This is a genomic window from Streptomyces sp. NPDC007205 (assembly GCF_040634095.1).
Taxonomy (GTDB): Bacteria; Actinomycetota; Actinomycetes; order Streptomycetales; family Streptomycetaceae; genus Streptomyces.
The window spans coordinates 85,791-103,560 of sequence record NZ_JBEYEW010000014.1 but is presented as its reverse complement, the minus strand read 5'-3'; the positions used below and the strand labels follow the sequence as shown (position 1 = coordinate 103,560).

13 protein-coding genes and 1 pseudogene are annotated in these 17,770 nt (G+C 72.7%); 7 read left to right on the top strand and 7 right to left on the bottom strand.

The features are described 5' to 3' along the window. Positions 1-499 precede the first annotated feature (499 nt). Complete coding sequence (gene lysX, locus ABZ624_RS23390) at positions 500-3,778, bottom strand: bifunctional lysylphosphatidylglycerol synthetase/lysine--tRNA ligase LysX (RefSeq protein ID WP_360092109.1); 3,279 nt, start codon at positions 3,776-3,778, stop codon at positions 500-502. Between the two features lie 672 nt (positions 3,779-4,450). Here lysX and ABZ624_RS23385 point away from each other — a divergent pair. Next, a complete protein-coding gene (locus ABZ624_RS23385) occupies positions 4,451-4,927 on the top strand; it encodes a universal stress protein (protein WP_360092106.1) in 477 nt (158 codons plus the stop codon). Here ABZ624_RS23385 and ABZ624_RS23380 read toward each other — a convergent pair. Beyond that, entirely contained in the window at positions 4,863-6,104 is a 1,242-nt protein-coding gene (locus tag ABZ624_RS23380; RefSeq protein ID WP_360092103.1) for an MFS transporter, read from the bottom strand. The genes ABZ624_RS23385 and ABZ624_RS23380 overlap by 65 nt on opposite strands. Positions 6,105-6,213: 109 nt before the next feature. On the opposite strand from ABZ624_RS23380, the gene ABZ624_RS23375 reads away from it, so the two are divergent. Both ABZ624_RS23375 and ABZ624_RS23370 read left to right on the top strand, forming a co-directional pair. Continuing rightward, entirely contained in the window at positions 6,214-7,161 is a 948-nt protein-coding gene (locus ABZ624_RS23375) for a LysR family transcriptional regulator (protein ID WP_360092100.1), read from the top strand. A 50-nt stretch (positions 7,162-7,211) separates the two neighbouring features. Then, a complete protein-coding gene (locus ABZ624_RS23370) occupies positions 7,212-8,636 on the top strand; it encodes an amino acid permease (protein ID WP_360092097.1) in 1,425 nt (474 codons plus the stop codon). A gap of 11 nt (positions 8,637-8,647) precedes the next feature. On the opposite strand, the gene ABZ624_RS23365 is transcribed toward ABZ624_RS23370, so the two are convergent. Next, on the bottom strand, positions 8,648-9,793 hold the full coding sequence (locus ABZ624_RS23365; RefSeq protein ID WP_360092094.1) for a CapA family protein: 1,146 nt from the start codon (positions 9,791-9,793) through the stop codon (positions 8,648-8,650). Positions 9,794-9,972: 179 nt separating this feature from the next. Here ABZ624_RS23365 and ABZ624_RS23360 point away from each other — a divergent pair. The 3 genes and pseudogenes from ABZ624_RS23360 to ABZ624_RS23350 all read left to right on the top strand — a co-directional run. Further along, positions 9,973-10,194 (top strand): annotated as a pseudogene (locus tag ABZ624_RS23360) (sigma factor-like helix-turn-helix DNA-binding protein); the annotation flags it as partial. Positions 10,195-10,341: 147 nt separating this feature from the next. Beyond that, positions 10,342-10,857: a hypothetical protein gene (locus ABZ624_RS23355; protein ID WP_360092091.1), complete on the top strand. Its 516-nt coding sequence runs from the start codon at positions 10,342-10,344 to the stop codon at positions 10,855-10,857. 187 nt (positions 10,858-11,044) lie between these two features. Continuing rightward, positions 11,045-11,701, top strand: a complete 657-nt coding sequence (locus tag ABZ624_RS23350) for a zf-HC2 domain-containing protein (protein ID WP_360092088.1) — start codon at positions 11,045-11,047, stop codon at positions 11,699-11,701. A gap of 9 nt (positions 11,702-11,710) precedes the next feature. On the opposite strand, the gene ABZ624_RS23345 is transcribed toward ABZ624_RS23350, so the two are convergent. Together ABZ624_RS23345 and ABZ624_RS23340 are read right to left on the bottom strand one after the other, a co-directional pair. Then, complete coding sequence (locus ABZ624_RS23345; protein WP_360092085.1) at positions 11,711-12,574, bottom strand: DNA-formamidopyrimidine glycosylase family protein; 864 nt, start codon at positions 12,572-12,574, stop codon at positions 11,711-11,713. A gap of 35 nt (positions 12,575-12,609) precedes the next feature. Next, entirely contained in the window at positions 12,610-14,691 is a 2,082-nt protein-coding gene (locus ABZ624_RS23340) for a SpoIIE family protein phosphatase (RefSeq protein ID WP_360092082.1), read from the bottom strand. A gap of 293 nt (positions 14,692-14,984) precedes the next feature. Here ABZ624_RS23340 and ABZ624_RS23335 point away from each other — a divergent pair, with 293 nt between their 5' ends. Beyond that, complete coding sequence (locus ABZ624_RS23335) at positions 14,985-16,406, top strand: lipase maturation factor family protein (protein WP_360092079.1); 1,422 nt, start codon at positions 14,985-14,987, stop codon at positions 16,404-16,406. On the opposite strand, the gene ABZ624_RS23330 is transcribed toward ABZ624_RS23335, so the two are convergent. Beyond that, positions 16,401-16,880, bottom strand: coding sequence for a cupin domain-containing protein (locus ABZ624_RS23330; protein ID WP_360092076.1), 480 nt, complete (start codon positions 16,878-16,880; stop codon positions 16,401-16,403). The genes ABZ624_RS23335 and ABZ624_RS23330 overlap by 6 nt on opposite strands. A 15-nt stretch (positions 16,881-16,895) precedes the next feature. Continuing rightward, entirely contained in the window at positions 16,896-17,729 is an 834-nt protein-coding gene (locus ABZ624_RS23325; RefSeq protein WP_360092073.1) for an amidohydrolase family protein, read from the bottom strand. Positions 17,730-17,770: the final 41 nt, after the last annotated feature.

Below are 17,770 nucleotides of genomic sequence, written 5' to 3'. Positions count from 1 at the left end.
CGCTGTCCGCGTCCAGCGTGTGCTTCGCCGCGCCGCCGGTGCGCGCCGGGGCTCTGGGCTCGATGGCGCCCGTACGGAGGAACCGCCGGCTGGGGATTGCCGCGCCGGCGGTCGTGCCGCCGGGGTTCCTGGCCTGGTTCGCCGACCGGCTCGGGGACCGGAGCGTGTCCGCTGCCGCGGTTGTCGTCGACTGCCTGGTGCTGCCCGGTCTCTGCGCCACGGTGGCCGGGGCCTGCGGTGCGGCAGCGGTCGGGCCCCCTGCTCAGCCGTCCGGGCGTGGTCTGCCACCTCACGGGCGTGCGGCTGCCGCTGCGCGGCTCGCGGAGCGGGGCACGACGAGCGTGGCGCTCAGCGGGAGCGAACAGAACCGGGCGCTCCTCGGGGGGAGGGGCCGGCGACTGCTTCGCACTCGCTACCGCGCCCTGTCCGACCGCCGTGGCGACCGCGCTGTTCGCCCTGCCCCGGCGCGCCGCCCGGACGACCGTCCCGGGCCCGGGCGTCAGCGGCGGCGTACCAGCGGGAACGGCAGGGTGTCCCGGATCGTGAGGCCGGTGAGGAACATCACCAGCCGGTCCACGCCGAGGCCGAGTCCGCCGGTCGGGGGCATCGCGTACTCCAGGGCCTGCAGGAAGTCCTCGTCCAGCTCCATGGCCTCCGGGTCGCCGCCGGCGGCCAGCAGCGACTGCCCGGTGAGCCGTCGGCGTTGCTCGACGGGGTCGGTCAACTCCGAGTAGGCGGTGCCGAGTTCGATGCCGAAGGCGACCAGGTCCCAGCGCTCGGCGAGACGCGGGTCGGTGCGGTGCTGCCGGGTCAGCGGGGAGACGTCCGTCGGGAAGTCCTTGTAGAAGGTGGGCAGTTGAGTGCGTTCCTCGACGAGCCGCTCGTACATCTCCAGGACGATGTCCCCTGGCCCGTCGTCGGCGGTGTACGGAATCGCGGCCCGGTCGCACAGCCGGTGCAGCCGCAGCAGTTCGCAACCGGGGCCGATCTCCTCCCCCAGCGCCTCGGAGAGCGCGCCGTGGACCGTCTTGACCGGCCATGGCCCGGAGATGTCGTACTCCTGCCCGTCCTTGCGGGCCACCGGGGAGCCGAACGCGGCGGTCGCCGCGCCCTGGATCAGCTCGCGGGTGAGGTCGAGCATGACGTTGTAGTCGGCGTAGGCCTGGTAGGCCTCCAGCATCGTGAACTCGGGGTTGTGCTTGTAGGAGACGCCCTCGTTGCGGAAGGTGCGGCCCAGTTCGAAGACCTTCTCCAGGCCGCCGACGCACAGCCGCTTCAGATACAGCTCGGGGGCGATGCGCAGGTACAGGTCCAGGTCGTAGGCGTTGATGTGGGTGGTGAAGGGGCGCGCGTTGGCGCCGCCGTGGATCTGCTGGAGCATCGGGGTCTCGACCTCCACGTAGCCCCGGTCCAACAGGCCCTGTCGCAGGGCCTGTACGGCGGCGGAGCGGGCCCGGATCACGGTGCGGGCGGCGGGGCTGGTCGCGAGGTCGAGGTAGCGGCGGCGGACCCGGGCCTCGGGGTCGGTGAGGCCGCGGCGCTTGTCGGGCAGCGGGCGCAGGCACTTGCCGGTGAGCTGCCAGGAGGTGACGAAGACAGTGGGTTCGCCCTTGTCGCTGAGGCCGGCCCGGCCGATGGCGGTGATGTGGTCGCCGATGTCGGTGCCGGCGGTGAAACGGTCGAGGGCGGTGCCGGAGGCGCTGCGGGTGAGGGCGATCTGGTGGTCGCCGGACCAGTCCCGCAGCACGGCGAACACGATGCCGCCGAAGTCCCGGACCAGCATGATCCGTCCGGCCACGGTGACGTCCTCGCCGGGGGGCACGTCGGCGAGGGCATGGGTGGGGGCGGGGACGCCGACCGGATAGGGGTCGGTGCCGGTGGCGCGCAGCCGGTCGAGCTTGTGGTGCCGGACGCGGACCTGGTCGGGCAGGCCCGCGTCCGGGGCGGCGGACCCGGCCTGGTCCCCTCCGCCGAGGCCGAGCGCCGTCAGGGGCGGCAGCCCGTACGTGGTCGCGGGCCGCTGCCCCGTCTTCGGGTGCCCCTTTCCCCAGAGTTTGCGCAACGACGGTACGGAGACGAAGCCTTCGGCGATGCCGGAGGCGAGGCTGATGCGGGCGAGGGAGGCGGTCTCGCCGTAGCAGATGAACCGCGGATACCACTCGGGGTGGTACTTGGCGTTGGAGCGGTACAGGGCCTCCAGTTGCCACCAGCGGGAGAAGAACAGCAGCAGGCGGCGCCAGAGCCGCAGGACCGGTCCGGCACCGATGCGGGCGCCCTCCTCGAAGACGGAGCGGAAGACGGCGAAGTTCAGCGAGATCCGGCGCACGCCCAGCTTGGGGGCGGCGGCGCACAGTTCGGCGACCATGAACTCCATGACTCCGTTGGGCGCGGCGCGGTCACGGCGCATGAGGTCCAGGGACATGCCGTCGCGGCCCCAGGGGACGAAGGAGAGCAGGGCGAGGAGCCGGCCGTCGTCACCGAGGGCCTCCACCAGCAGGCAGTCGCCGTCGGCGGGGTCGCCGAGCCGGTCCAGGGCCATGGAGAAGCCGCGCTCGGTCTCGGTGTCGCGCCAGGCGTCGGCCTTGTCGACGATCTCCTCCATCTCCCGTTCGGAGAGGGTGGCGTGGCGGCGGATGCGGCAGGTGGCGCCGGTGCGGCGGACCCGGTGCACGGCCTGCCGGGTCACCCGCATGTCGCGGCCGTTCAGATCAAGGGCGGCCACGTGCACGATCGCCTCGTCGCCGAGCTGGAGGGCGCCGAGTCCGGCGCGGGCGTAGGCACGGGCGCCGTCCTCGGAGGCGCCCATCACGGCGGGCGCCCAGGCGTAGCGGCGGGCCACGTCCAGCCAGGCGGCGATGGCGTGCGGCCAGGCCTCGGGGTCGCCGACGGGGTCGCCGCTGGCGAGGCAGACGCCGACCTCGACGCGGTAGGTGACGGCGGCCTTGCCGCTGGGCGAGAAGACGACGGCCTTGTCGCGGCGGGTGGCGAAGTAGCCGAGGGAGTCCCGGTCGCCATAGGCCCTGAGCAGCGCCCGGATGCGGGCCTCCTCGTCGTCGTGCAGGGCGGCTTCCAGGCGCTGGGAGCGGAACAGTGTGGCGGCGGCGTTGAGCAGGGCGAGGGCGCCGAGCAGGCCGAGTACGAAGGTGACCTTGCGGGGTGGGTGGCCGGCGAAGGAGCTGTTCGGGACCAGTCCGCCGCACACCCGGTCGGCGGCCCACGCCAGGTGCTGGCTCGCCGGCAGGGAGCCGGGGAACAGCAGGACCAGGCCCCAGCCGAGCAGGATCGCCAGGGCTAGTCCGGCCAGCAGCACGCCGAGGGCCCGCCACAGGGCGGCGCGGCGGGACGCGGCGTAGAACTCCCCGCGGGCCACGACGAGCAGGAGCAGCAGCAGGGCGCACAGCACCAGGGAGGGCAGTGATTCGGCGTACATGCCGAGGGCGAGGCCGAACGCGTCGGTGAGGACGAGCAGGCCGAGATAGACGACGACCAGCCACCAGGCGACCTTCTTGCGGGCGGCGGTGGCGCCGGCCAGCAGGAACAGGAAGACGGCGTACGCGAGGTTGGCGCTGATGGGCACCAGCAGCAGGTCGACGGCGTGGGCGACCGGGCGGAGCAGGCGGCGCAGCGGTTCGATGAGCGCGAGTACGGCGCACAGCAGGCCGAGCGCGGCGAAGAGCGTACCGAAGGCCTCGGGCACCCAGCCCAGGCGCCCGCCGGCGGGCGGGCGTATCGGGGCCGTGGGGTCCCTCCGTGCGAGGGGCTCCGCGCTGGCGGTCATGGTTCCGACTGTAGGAAGCGGGCGCGCGGCTCGCCCGTCGAGACGGCCCGGACCGGCCGACAGCGCGCTCCGACACCGCGGGTCGGCCGCCAGGGCGGCCGGTCCGCCCCCACGGGGCCCCGCCGCCGCACACCGACGCAATGACGCCGGGCCGGCGCCGCGGGTGCTACGACACCCGCACGACGCGTCGAGTGGACCCGGGCAGCACCCGCAGCGATCAGACACCGCGCACGGCCCGACGGCGCCGAGGCCGACCCCGCAGAACCACGACACCCCGACACCGCACAACACCGCACAACACCGCGCCACACAGCCACGACACGGCACACAGCGCATCGAGGACGATCGGGCCGGCGCCCGCAGGGACCGGACGCCGCGCACGGTGGGAGCGCGTCGGTGCGTCGAGGCGCGGCGCGGGGCGGTGTCGCAGGTCCCGCAGGAGGGCGACCGGGCGCGTCGTCAGGGCGCCCCCGCGCCATGCGGCCGACGTTCCGGGGCAGGCCGGTGTGCCGGGGCCCGTAGCGCGAGGCCGCCGGCCGGGCCGTCGAGGCGTCACCCGCCCCCGTGTCACACCGGTCGCAGGGCCGGAGAGCGGGCTGCCGGGTGGCCGCCTCCCTGTGCGCAACAGCCCAGGGGCCTTGTTGGAATCGGCCGTTCCGGTAGCCTCGCGTCGTGACGGAACAGCACGAGCAGCGCACGCCCTGGCACCGGTTCGAGCGGGGCACGGACGGCCCGAAGGTCATCGTGGTGGGGGTGGACGGCTCCGAATCCTCGCTGCGTGCCGCGGCGTACGCGGGCGGACTCGCCCGGCGACAGCACGCGCTGCTGGCCGTGGTGTACGTGCAGCCGGTGCTCGCGGCCGGAGCGGCGCTCGGGGCGCCGGTGGCGGAGACGACCGACGAGATCGCCGAGGACCTGATCCAGCAGATCCGCGAGGCGGCCGAGCGGGTCAAGGGGATATTCGAGGTGCGCTGGGAGTTCCACACCTTCCGCGGCGACCCCTACAACGGGCTGGTGAAGGCGGCCGACGAGCTGAAGGCGGACGCGGTGGTCGTGGGCGCCTCGGAGCAGGCCGGACACCGGATCATCGGCTCGGTGGCGGTGCGACTGGTGAAGGCGGGGCGCTGGCCGGTGACGGTCGTCCCGTAGGGCGCCACAGCAGCAGCGGGGTCGCCAGCAGCAGTGTCCCGGCCACGGCGATCGCGGTGCGCGGGCCGGTGAGGGCGGCCAGCAGTCCCCACAGGGCGGTCAGGGCGGCCGTGGTGGCCTTGCCGGTGACGGACCAGGCGGACAGAGTGCGGGCGACCCGGTCGTCCGGGGTGCACTCCAGGCGGCGCGTGGCGTACACGGGGCTGTAGACGGCCGAGCAGGTGATCACCCCGACCTCCAGGACCATCACCAGCAGCAGGCCGGGCAGCCCGGGCCGGACGAAGGCCAGCCCGAGGGGCCAGACGGCGCGCAGGGCGCTGGAGGTGCGCAGCACCCGGTGCTGTCCGTAGCGGGCGACGAGGGGGCGGGCCAGCCGGGAGCCGACGAGGCCGCCGAGGCAGGGCACGGCGAAGGCGAGGCCGTACTGCCAGGGGGCGAAGCCGAGCGGGCCGAGCATGAGGACGGCCAGCGGCGGCATGGCGACCATGATCAGGGCGTTGGCCGCGAGGTTGTTGAAGAACAGCGGCCGCAGGGCCGGACTGGTGAGGATGTGCCGCCAGCCCTCCAGCAGGTCGGCGGCCCGCAGGCGTCCGGTCCCGGTGCGCTCGGGGCGGGGCTCGCCACCTGCGACGGCGCGGATGCCCAGGGCCGACAGCAGAAAGCTGACCGCGTTGGCCGCGACCGTCGCGACCGGGCCGAACAGACCGATCGCGGCGCCGCCGAGGGGTGGTCCGAGGACCAGCGCCGTCCAGTTCGTGGCCTCGAACCGGGTGTTGGCGGTGAGCAGCCGGTCTGCCGGTACCAGACCTTTGAGGAAGGCGCCGGAGGCCGCGCTGAAGGTGATGTCGGCCGCCGCGACGATCACGGACACCATCAGGAGCTGGCCGAGGCCGAGGCCGCCGAGCGCGTAGGCGGCGGGGACGGTCAGCAGCGCGGCGCACCTGATCAGGTCCATCGCCAGCATCACCGGCCGCTTGCGCCGGAACTCCACCCACGGCCCGAGCGGCACCGCCGCCACGGCGCCCACGGCGGGTCCGACCGCGGCGAGCAGCGCCACCTGGGCCGGCCCGGCATGCAGCGCGATGACCGCGATCACCGAGAACGCGTCGAAGGCGAGACAGGTGCCGACCGCACTCACCGAGTACGCGGCCCACAACCATCCGAACTGTCGTCCCATGCACAACCTCCCGTTGCCCCGGGACATGAAAACCAGCAGGTCGGGCCCGGAGCAAACAACCAGAAGGCGAGGAGGTACAACCGATGGTTGTACGAGTAGGGTGAGCGGCGTGGACCTCAAGGCCGTGCGCACCTTCGTGACCGTGGTGGACACCGGGCAGTTCCAGGAGGCCTCGGCCGTCCTCGGCATCACCCAGCAGGCGGTGTCCAAGCGGATCGCGGCCCTGGAGAAGGACCTCGGGGTGCGGGTGTTCACGCGGACCGCGCGCGGGGCGGAGCCGACCATCGACGGGCAGGCGTTCCTGCCGCACGCCCGGGAGCTGCTGCTGGCCGAGGAGCGCGCCCTGGCCTCGGTACGGCCGGGACGGCGGGCGCTGCGCGTCGACGTGATCGGGGCCAGGCTGGCCCCGGCGGCCCTGCTGCGCGATTTCCACGAGGCACATCCCGGCACGGCTCTCGACGCCGTGACGCTCTTCGACGCGGGCACGGCCGTGGCCGCCGTGCGCGCGGGCACGATCGACGCGACCATCCGCGCGGTCACCACGCGGCTTCCCGAGGGGCTGCGGTCCGTCCGGGTGCTGGACGAGCCGGTGCAGCTGCTCACCGGAGTGCGGCACCCGCTCGCCGGGGCCCGCTCGGTGACGCCGGCGCAGCTGGCCGGGCACCGGATCTGGATGCCGGGCCTGGTGGACGGCACCGAGTGGGCCGCGTACTACACGACCCTCGCCGCCGAGTTCGGGCTGACCATCGACCCGGTCGTCCCCGGCTTCGACGGGGAGCCACTGCTGGACGCGGTCGCCGGCTCCGCCTCGCTCACCACCTTGGTCTGCGAGCAGATCCGGCTGTCCCGGCCCGTCGGCCACGAGCTGCGGCGCATCCCGCTCATCGACCCGACGCCGGTGTACCCGCACTCCCTGGTCTGGAGCGCGGCCAACACACACCCCGGGCTCGCCGCCCTGCGCGCCCATCTCGCCGCCCGGCGGCCGGCCCGGCCCGCCTCCCGCACCTGGACACCGGCCTGGGCCGTGCGTGGCGTCTTCCGCGCAGGGCACCCCTGAGACATCATGATCCGCCGTCAGCCGTTGCCGTCGGCGAAGAGGTGAGGCACATGGCCAGGCTCCGCGCGGGTGAGGGGATTCTCCGCCGCAAACCCATCGAGCACATCGACGAGACCGAAGTCGGCGAGGGCGCCCGACTGGACCGTTCGCTCGGGCTGTGGCAGCTCACCGCGATCGGGGTGGGCGGCATCATCGGCGCCGGCATCTTCACGCTGGCCGGCACGGTGGCCAACGGGACGGCCGGGCCCGCGGTGCTGGTGTCGTTCCTGATCGCCGGTGCGGCGAGCGCCTGTGCGGCGCTGTCGTACGCCGAGTTCGCCGGGCTGATCCCGAAGGCGGGGTCTGCGTACACCTACGGCTACGCGGTGCTCGGCGAGTTCGCCGGCTGGTTCATCGGCTGGGACCTGCTGCTGGAGTACACCGCGATCGTGGCGGTGGTGGCGATCGGCATCTCGGGCTACTTCGGCTTCCTGGTGGAGGAGATGGGCGCGAAGGTGCCGCACTGGATGCTGGGCGCGCCGGGCACCGGGGCGGGGCACCGAGTCGACCTCTTCGCGGTCGTGCTGTGTCTGCTGATCGCCTGGCTGCTGAACCTGGGCATCCGCAGCGCGGCCCGCTTCGAGACCTTCGTGGTGGCGCTGAAGGTGCTGGTGGTGCTGCTGGTGATCGCCGTGGGCGTCTTCCACATCACCACGGCCAACTACCACCCGTTCTTCCCGTACGGCGTCGGCGGGGCGTTCACCGGTGCGGCGACCGTGTTCTTCGCGGTGTTCGGCTACGACGCCATGTCGACGGCGGCCGAGGAGTCCCGGGACGCACAGCGGCACATGCCGAAGGCCATCATCTACTCGCTGGTGATCTCGATGGTGCTGTACGTGGCGGCCTGCCTGGTGCTGACCGGCATGCAGAACTACCAGCACATCAACAAGGAGAGCGGGTTCTCCACCGCGTTCAAGTCGGTGGGCCTGAGCGGGCTCGCGGACGTGATCGCGGTGGGCGCGATCATCGGCATCCTCACCGTGATGTTCACGTTCATGCTGGGCGTGACCCGGGTGTGGTTCTCGATGTCCCGGGACGGGCTGCTGCCCCGGTGGTTCGCGAAGACCCATCCGACGCGGCACGTGCCGACCCGGGTCACCTGGATCGTCGGTGCGGCGTCGGCCGTGATCGCCGGGTTCATCCCGATCGCCGAGGCGGCCGAGCTGACCAACATCGGCATCCTGCTGGCGTTCGTGGTGGTGTGCACGGCCGTGATCGTGCTGCGCTACCGGCAGCCGGAGCTGCCGCGCACCTTCCGTACGCCGGCGATGCCCGTGGTGCCCGCCCTGGGTGTGGTGTTCTCGGTCTGGCTGATCACGTTCCTGCAGTGGCAGACCTGGGTGCGGTTCGCGGTGTGGTTCGTGATCGGCTGCGTGATCTACTTCGGCTACTCCTACCGGCGTTCGGCCCTGGCCGAGCGGCGGCCCGCCGCATGAGCAGCGGCTGATCACTCCCCCATGACCAGGCCGTCCTTGGCGGCCCCGCGGCTGAGCACCACCTTCCGGATGCGGTCGCGCACGCCGGCCGGCTCGGTGCCGTCGGCGACGGCCCGGTTGAGGTTCAGCACCCGGCCGGTGCCGACGTCGTACAGCTGCGGGATGAACTCGGCCTTGGTGACCCGCCAGCGGGCGCCCTCTCCGGCGGGCGGGGCGAAGGTGAACCGGCCGATCGTGGACTCGTTGCCGCGCGGGTCCCGGGCGCCCTTGCCGTTGTACATCTCGCCGGCGATCTGATGGCCCATGCCGTAGATCACCCAGGTGCCGTTGACCTTCTCGTACGCCTGTGGGACGTGGGCGTGGGTGCCGAGGATCAGGTCGATGTCCGGGCGGCCGCCGGTGGCGGAGGCGGTGAGCCGGCGGGCGAGGGTGAGCTGCAGCCGGTCCGGCGCGTCCTGCCATTCGGTGCCCCAGTGCACGGAGAGGACGACCACGTCGGCGCCGGCCCGCCGGGCGGCGCGGGCGTCGGCGATCATCCGCCGCTCGTCGATGAGGTTCACGGCCCAGGACCGGCCGGCGGGCAGCGGGATGCCGTTGGTGCCGAAGGTGTACGCCAGGTGTGCGACCTTGGCGGGACCGGCCCTGAGGAGGGTGACCGAGCGGGCCTCGTCCTCGGAGCGGGCCGTGCCGGCGTGCCGGAGGCCGGCCTCGTCCATGGCGTCCAGGGTGCGGCGGATACCGTCGGCGCCGTCGTCCAGGGAGTGGTTGGAGGCGGTGGAGCAGCCGTCGTAGCCGGTCGCGGCGAGGCCCTGGGCGATCTGCGGCGGGGTTCTGAAGGCGGGGTAGCCGGAGTACTCGCCCTCGGCGCCGTAGACGGTCTCCATGTGGCACAGCGCCAGATCGGCCCGGGAGACGACCGGTTCGACGCCGGAGAGCATGGGCCGGAAGTCGAAGCCGTCGTCGCCGGAGTCGTGGGCCGCCCGGTCGAGGACGGACGTGTGCGGCAGGACGTCACCGGAGGCGACGAGGGTGAAGCCGGCGGCGGCCCCGGACGGGCCCGCACTGCCGGCCTCCTGTCGGTCATGGTTCTGGCAGGCAGCCGCGACCGTCAGGACGGCGGTGATCGCCAGGGCCACCTGTTGTCTGCGTCCGAACATCCGCTCACCCCTGGAATGTCGTATTTACCGACAATGCAGTGTCGGGCATATGGGTACGAATCTGACTCGCCGAATAAACGACCCGAGCGCTGTCATTAGCCCGTTCGGTGCTGCACCGGACCGCTCGTCCGACCGTTCGCCGACGCGATCGCACGCCGCGGACTTCGACTCCGTGCGGCCACGCCGAGTGGGCCGCCGCGATGCTCGATGTCCGCCGGGCTGTGAAGACACTCACGCCGCAACACCGTGACGTGCTGGCACTTGTGTACTTCCTCGGGGCCAGTGTGGCGGAAGCGGCGCAGACCCTGGGCGTTCCACCCGGTACCGTGAAGTCCCGCGCGTATGACGCGCTGCGCGCGCTGCGCCGGGTCCTTCCGGGGTATGCGGCCGACCTGCACTGAAACCGGCAACAGAGCAAAGCTCTCGTAAAGCGCCTTGCTGTGGCCCCCGTTCGGGCAATGGGCTGTCCTCATCCGCGTTCCGGGCGGCGGTCTGCGACCCGACCGGGCTCGGGCGACGCGCACGCACCGGAGGAAGGGCAGAAAGGGATGCTGCACAGAGGGCACGAGAGCACGGACGGCACCGACGGCGGTGAACTGGCCGTCCCCATGGCCTGGTTGTACGCCGAGTACATCGCCGACGAGCTGCTGCGCACCGGCGATCTGATGCCGCCGACGTCCTTCGAGTTCCGGGCCGGGCGGGACGCGCTGGCGCTCACCGTCTTCCTGTCCGACACCGACGGGGAGCTGTCCGGCATCCGGGTGATCTCCCAGCTGGAGAACTGGCTGTCGCTGACCGCCTACGACCAGCCGTGGCAGGACTGGGTGCGCGAGCGCATGGCCGAGCTGACCGAGCGGGCCCACCGGTCCGGCACCCGGTCGCCCGACCTGGATCTCGCGGCGGACGCCTGGCGGTGGCTGGAGGAGACCGAGCTGCTCGCGCCGGACCTGGACGCGGTGCCGGGCGGCGGAGCGGTGGCCGACGAGGACGACGGACCGAAGGTGTGGACACCGGCCTGGCGGCTCGGGCTGCCCCTCGGGCACCTCGCGATCCATCTGTTCTGATCACCCGTACTCACCACACGGTCCGAGCCACGGCGAAGTTTTCCGCGATCGGACCAATCCGCGGGCCGCGCGGCTCCGAATCCCCTGTCCGGGATTCTGCGAGTGGCTTGAGTGATTCGGCTGTCGGCTGCGTACGGATGGGTGCACGGAGTAACCCCACCCGCACCCATCGGCACGAGGATTCGGCATGAGGTCCCTGGAAAGGCATCGCGACGTCGGCGCGTACGCGCTCGGCGTGCTGGACGAGGCGGAGGCATTCCGCTTCGAGGACCACCTCATGGAGTGCCCTCAGTGCGCGGCACAGGTGACCGAATTCGGTCCGGCCACACGGCAGTTGATGCTGTACCGCCGGGCCACGCCGCGCTTTGTGCACCCCATGACACAGCCCGGTCCCCGGCTGCTCGACCGGTTGCTCGGCGAGGTCGCGCACCGGCAGCGGGCGCGGCGCCGGCGCTTTCTGTACGGCCTGGCCGCCTCCGTGGTGCTCGCGGTCGCCGGTACGGGTGTCGTGGCCTTCGCCGGGCATGGGGAGCCGGCCGCACACGTCACCGCCGCGACCGATCCGAGGACCGGGGTGTGGGCCGAGGTCACGGCCGACGACGGGGACACGGGCAGCCGGCTGCTGCTGCGGGTGAAGGACGGCACCGGCCCCCATGCCTGCCGGCTCGTCGTCGTGGGCCGCGACGGCACCGAGCAGGTCCTCGGCACCTGGATGGAGCCCGGCCACGGCATCAGCACCTTCACCGCGCTCGGGTCGTCCAGCATGCACCCGCAGGAGATCGCCCGCTACGACGTGCGCACCCAGGACGGGCAGCGTCTGGTGTCCGTCGAGGCGCCGCAGTGACACCGGGGCTCATTTCAGCAGCCGGGACAGCCTGCGGTCCGCCAGGGGCTTGCCGCCCGTCTGGCAGGTGGGGCAGTACTGCAGCGACGAGTCGCTGAAGGAGACCTCACGGATGGTGTCGCCGCACACCGGGCACGGCTCGCCGGTGCGGCCGTGGACGCGCAGTCCGCCCTTCTTCTCGGCCTTCAGCCGTCCGGCGGCCACGCCCCGGGAGCGCTCGACCGCCTCGGTGAGCGTGCCGCGCAGCGCCTCGTACAGCCGACGGGTCTCCTCGGGGGTCAGGGACGCGGCGAGCTTGAACGGGGACATCTTCGCGGCGTGCAGGATCTCGTCGCTGTAGGCGTTGCCGACGCCCGCGATCAGGGACTGGTCGCGCAGAGCGCCCTTCAGCTGACGTCTCTCGTCCGCGAGCAGAGCGGCGAAGCGGTCCTCGTCGAAGTCGGCGGCCAGCGGGTCCGGGCCGAGCCGGGCGATCCCCTCGACCTGCCGCGGATCACGGACGACGTACACCGCGAGGCGTTTCTGGGTGCCGGCCTCGGTGAGGTCGAAGCCCTCGCCGGTCTCCAGTGCCACGCGCAGCGCGAGGGGGCCCTTGCCCGGCTTGGGCGGGCCGTCCGGCAGCCGGTCCTTCCACTGCAGCCAGCCGGCCCGGGCCAGGTGGGTCACCAGGTGCAGCCCGGTGTCCGCCGTCAGGTCCAGGAACTTGCCGTGCCGGTGCACGGCCGTCACCTCGGCGCCCTCGATGGCGGTGACCGGGGGGTCGTACGTCTTCAGCACGCTGACGGCGACCGGCAGCACCCGCGCCACCCGGCGGCCGACCAGGTGCTCGGTGAGGAAGTCCTTGAGCGCTTCCACCTCGGGAAGTTCCGGCATACGTCCAGAGTGCCATCCGGTACGGACAACGCCCTTCAGGCAGTGCGCCGGAACTCGCACCACACCGCCTTGCCGCCGCCGCGTGCCTCCACGCCCCACGCGTCGGCGAGGGTCTCCACGAGGAGCAGGCCCCGGCCGGAGACGCCGTCCTCGCCCGCCTCGCGGCGGCGCGGCAGGGCGCTGGAGGAGTCCTCGACCTCGATCCGCAGCCTGCGCACCCCGTCGCCGAGGGCCCGCAGCGTCACGATCGCGGAGCCCTCGGTGTGCATCAGCGCGTTGGTGATCAGTTCGTCGGCGACCAGCTCGATCTCGTCGGCGCGGTCACGGTGGCCCCAGGAGCGGACCGCGGCCCGGATCAGGTGCCGGGCCTGGGTGAGCGCCTCGGGATCGCCGGGGGCCACATGCTGCTGGAGCCGGCCGCCCGCCCGCGGGGCCTCCGGGACGCGCCGGCGCAGCAGGAGCAGCGCCACGTCGTCGTCGCCGCCCCGCTCCTCGGCCAGCTGGATCAGCCGGTCGGCGAGCGCCCCCACGTCCTCGGGGCCGTCCGCGACGAGTGCCGTCAGGCGGCGCATGCCGTCGTCGAGGTCGGCGCCGGGCTGTTCGACGAGCCCGTCGGTGCACAGCAGCAGGGTGTGGCCGGGGTCGAGTTCGAGGGTGGAGACCGGGTACTCGAGGCGGCCGAACTCGGCGGACAGGCCCAGTGGCAGCCCGCCTTCGACCGGGACCCGGCGGCAGGTGCCGTCGCCCTGCCGGATCAGCGGGTCGATGTGCCCGGCGCGGACCGCCTGGACGACACCGGTGGACAGGTCGGCCTCGGCGTACAGACAGGTGGCGAAGCGGTCGGTGTCGAGTTCGTGCAGGAAGACCGAGGCGCGGGCCATCACGGTGGCCGGCGGGTGTCCCTCGGCGGCGTAGGCGCGCAGCACGATCCGCAGCTGGCCCATGACGGCCGCCGCGTGCGTGTCGTGGCCCTGGACGTCGCCGATGACCGCGCCGACCCGGCCGCCGGGCAGCGGGATCAGGTCGTACCAGTCGCCGCCGATGTCCCGGCCGAGGGTGCCCCCGGCGGTGGCGGCGCGATAGCGGACGGCTGTGTCGGCGCCGCGGACGCTGGGGATGGTGCGGGGCAGCATGGCCTGCTGGAGGCTCTGGGCGACGTCCTTCTCCTGCTCGTAGAGCATGGCCCGCTGCAGGCTCTGCGCGATGCTGGAGCCGAGCGCGAGCAGCACGGCGCGTTCCTCGGTGGAGAAGCCGCGCCGGTCGTTGTAGAGCAGCCCCATCGCGCCGATCGGGCGGGCCTGGGCGATCAGCGGCAGATAGGCGGCCGAGGTGATGTGCAGGCCGGTGAGGTGCGGCCACAGGATCGGGTAGCCCTGGGCGAACTCCTCCGCGGACTCGATGAACCGCGGCAGGAGCGTGCGGACGACCTCGCTCATCGGGTACGGCTCGTCGATCCGGGTGACCTGCGTGCCGGGGACGGAGGCACCGGCCGGTCCTTCGGCGACGAGCCGGATGCGCCCGGCCTCCACCAGTCCCATCACCAGACTGGCCGCGCCGAGGTGGCGGATGCCGTGGGTGTTCTTGAGGGCGTCGATGACGTCGTGGACGCTGCGGGCGTGGGCGAGGGCGGCGGAGACGGTCTGGACGACGTTCGTCTGCTGGCGGAACGCCTCGTCCTGGGCGGCCCGCAGACTGCGTTCCGCGCTCTCGGCGAGTTCCTCGGTGGCGTCGCGGACGATGCCGACGACCCGGCGCGGGCGGCCGGTGTGGTCGCGGCGGATGTAGCCCTGGGTGTGGGTCCAGCGCGGGGTGCCGTCACGGCGGCGGATGCGGAAGTAGGCGCCGTAGTTCTCGCTGCGGTCCTTGATGGCCCGCGCCACCGCCGCGTCCAGCCGGGCCGCCTCGGGCGGCGGAACCCGGACGGCCAGCGACTCGGGGCGCCCGTCGTACTCCTCGGGCAGCAGGTCGAACACCTCGTACGCCTGGGCGTCCATGTGGAACAGACCCGTGTCCAGGTCCCAGTCGAAGGTGCCCATGCGGTTGAGCGCCAGGATCGGGTCCGGGTGGGCGGGCCACTCCGCCGGCAGTGACACGGCACTCGCTCCCCGCTCTGCCATGGGGCCACCTTGCCAGGATTCGTGCGATTCTTCGACCTGATCGTCCGATGAGTTCCGGGGAGCGCGCCCGGTGCTGCCGGGGAGAGGGCTAGCCGCGGCCGACCGGAGGAGGGGAGGCACGGGGCGGACCGCCTCGCCCGTCCGGACGGGCGGGTATCCGCACCGTACGCTCCGCATCACTATGGGTGACTTCTCCCCATTGTGCGCATCGCACGCGTCTGGCTGGCAACTCGGGGAAGGTCATGATGAGGACGACACCGGCGGTGTAGCCGCGACGAAGGGTGCGCACGGTCGTGAACTGGTTCACCGCTGACGACTACTGGCTGAGCCGGCTGGTCTTCCAGCGGGCCCTGGCCGCCGTGTACCTGGTCGCGTTCCTGACGGCGGCCCTGCAGTTCCGTGCCCTGCTGGGCGAACGCGGCATGCTGCCGATCCCCCGCTTCGTGGCCCGCATCCCCTTCCGACGGGCCCCGAGCCTGTTCCATCTGCACTACTCCGACCGCTTCTTCGCGGGCTGCGCCTGGACCGGCGCCGCGGTGTCGGCGGCCCTGCTCGCCGGCGCGGACTCGCTGCTGCCGCTCTGGGCCGCGATCCTGCTGTGGCTGGTGCCGTGGGCGCTGTACCTGTCGGTCGTCAACGTGGGCCAGACCTGGTACGCGTTCGGCTGGGAGTCACTGCTGCTGGAGACGGGCTTCCTGGCCGCGTTCCTCGGCAACGACGAGGTGGCGCCGCCGATCGTGGTGCTGTTCCTGCTGCGCTGGATCCTGTTCCGGGTGGAGTTCGGCGCCGGGCTGATCAAGATGCGGGGCGACGCGTGCTGGCGGCAGCTGACCTGCCTGTACTACCACCACGAGACACAGCCCATGCCGGGCCCGCTGAGCTGGTTCTTCCACCATCTGCCGAGGCCGCTGCACCGGGCCGAGGTGGCCGCCAACCACGTCACCCAACTGGTCGTACCGGTGCTGCTGTTCACACCGCAGCCGATCGCCTCGGCCGCCGCCGCCCTGATGATCGTCACCCAGCTGTGGCTGGTGCTGTCCGGCAACTTCTCCTGGCTGAACTGGATCACCATCGTGCTGGCCCTGCCCGCGCTCCGGATTCCCGGGTCCGCGCCGTCCGTGCCGTCGGCGCCGCTGTGGTACGAGGTGCTGGTGCTCACGGTCGCCGCGCTGCTGCTCTTCCTGAGCTATCACCCGGTGGTCAACATGATCTCCCGCCGCCAGGTCATGAACCGCTCCTTCGACCCGCTGCACCTGGTGAACACCTACGGCGCGTTCGGCAGTGTCAGCCGGGTCCGCTACGAGGTGGTGGTCGAGGGCACGCTGGACGCCGTACCCCGGGAGGACTCGGACTGGCGGGAGTACGAGTTCCGGGGAAAGCCCGGGGACACCCGGCACTGGCCGCGCCAGTTCGCCCCGTACCATCTGCGCCTGGACTGGCTGATGTGGTTCGCGGCGCTGTCCCCGGGCTATGCGGGCGACTGGTTCGGCGGTCTGGTGGAACGCCTGCTGGAGAACGACCGCGACACCCTGCGCCTGCTGCGCCGCTCCCCCTTCCCGCCGGACACCCCGCCCCGCTACGTCCGGGCCCGCCTCTTCCGCTACCGCTACACCACCTGGCGTGAGCTGCGGGAGTCGGGCGCGTGCTGGGAGCGGACGTATGTGCGCGAGTACCTGCCACCGACGCGGCTGGCGGCGGTGGCCCGGCAGTCATGAGCGTCCGTGTGACCGGGTGCGGTAGCGGCTGCGGAACTCGGCCAGCAGCTCGTCGGTCGCCTCGGCCCCGGCGCTCACGGCGGCGTGCACGTCCCGGAAGTAGTTCTCGTAGCCGGCCGGGGTGTAAAGGCACAGTGCGCGCGCGGGAACCGGGCCGGCATTGCGGAAACCGTGCGGGGTGCCGCGGGTGGCGGCGAGCAGGTGTCCGGGGCCGGCCGTCACCTCGCCGTCGCCGGTGTGGAGCGTCAACTCGCCTTCCAGGACATAGAAGTACTCGTCGTGTCCGTCGTGCAGGTGGGGCCTGGCACCGACGGTGCCGGGGGCGAGGCTGAACTCCTCGAAGGCGAAGTGCCCGCCCGTGTGTTCGCCGGTGAGCCGGAAGAAGTGCGCGACGCCGGCGACGTCTATGAATTCGCCGTCCTCGGGCCGGCGCAGCAGCGGCCGGACGGACGCGGGAGCCTGGTGATCGGTCATGTGGCCATTGTGGCCTCACAGACGGTAGACGGCGGTGGCGGTGCCCTCGAAGAGGGCCTGGCGTTCCGTCTCGCCGAGGCCGGCGGTCAACTCGGCTGCCGTGGCGTGCACTTCGGCGTAGGTGGCCGTCAGGGTGCACACCGGCCAGTCCGAGCCGGACATCAGGCGGCCGGGGCCGAAGGCCTCCAGGGCCGTGTCGGTGTACGGCCGCAGGTCGGCGACGGTCCGGGCGGCGGGGTCGGCCTCCGTGACCAGGCCGGAGAGTTTGGCGACCGTGTTGGGGAGGGCGGCCAGTGCGCGCAGCGCGGACGCCCAGGGTTCGTGTTCCCCCGAGGCGATCGGCGGCTTGCCCAGGTGATCCAGTACGAAGGTCAGCCGGGGCAGGGCTGCGGCGGCCTCGGTGCAGGCCGGGAGCTGGTGGGGCAGGACGACCAGGTCGTACACCAGTCCCGCCGCCGCCACGGCCGCGAGTCCCCGCCGTACGTCCTTCCGCAGCAGCCACCCCGGGTCCGGCTCACCCTGGACCTGGTGCCGGATGCCCTTCAGGAAGGCCCCGCCGGGGAGTTCGCGGAGCCGGGCCAGTTCGTCGGCCACGTCCGTGCGGGTGAGGTCGGTCCAGCCCACGACGCCCGCGATCAGGTCGTGCTCGGCCGCCAGGGCCAGCAACTCCGGGGTCTCCTCCGGGACGGTGACCGTCTGGACGAGGACCGTACGGTCCACCCCGGCCGCGCGGGCCTCCGGTTCGAGGTCCGCGAGGGTGAAGTCGCGCCTGAGCGGGCTGTGTTCGGGGATCCAGTCCTGGTCCCGTACGGAGAGGTCCCAGAGGTGGTGATGGGCGTCGACGGTCACGGCAGCTCCCAGCCGACGGCGCGGGCCTCGGTGTGCAGGGC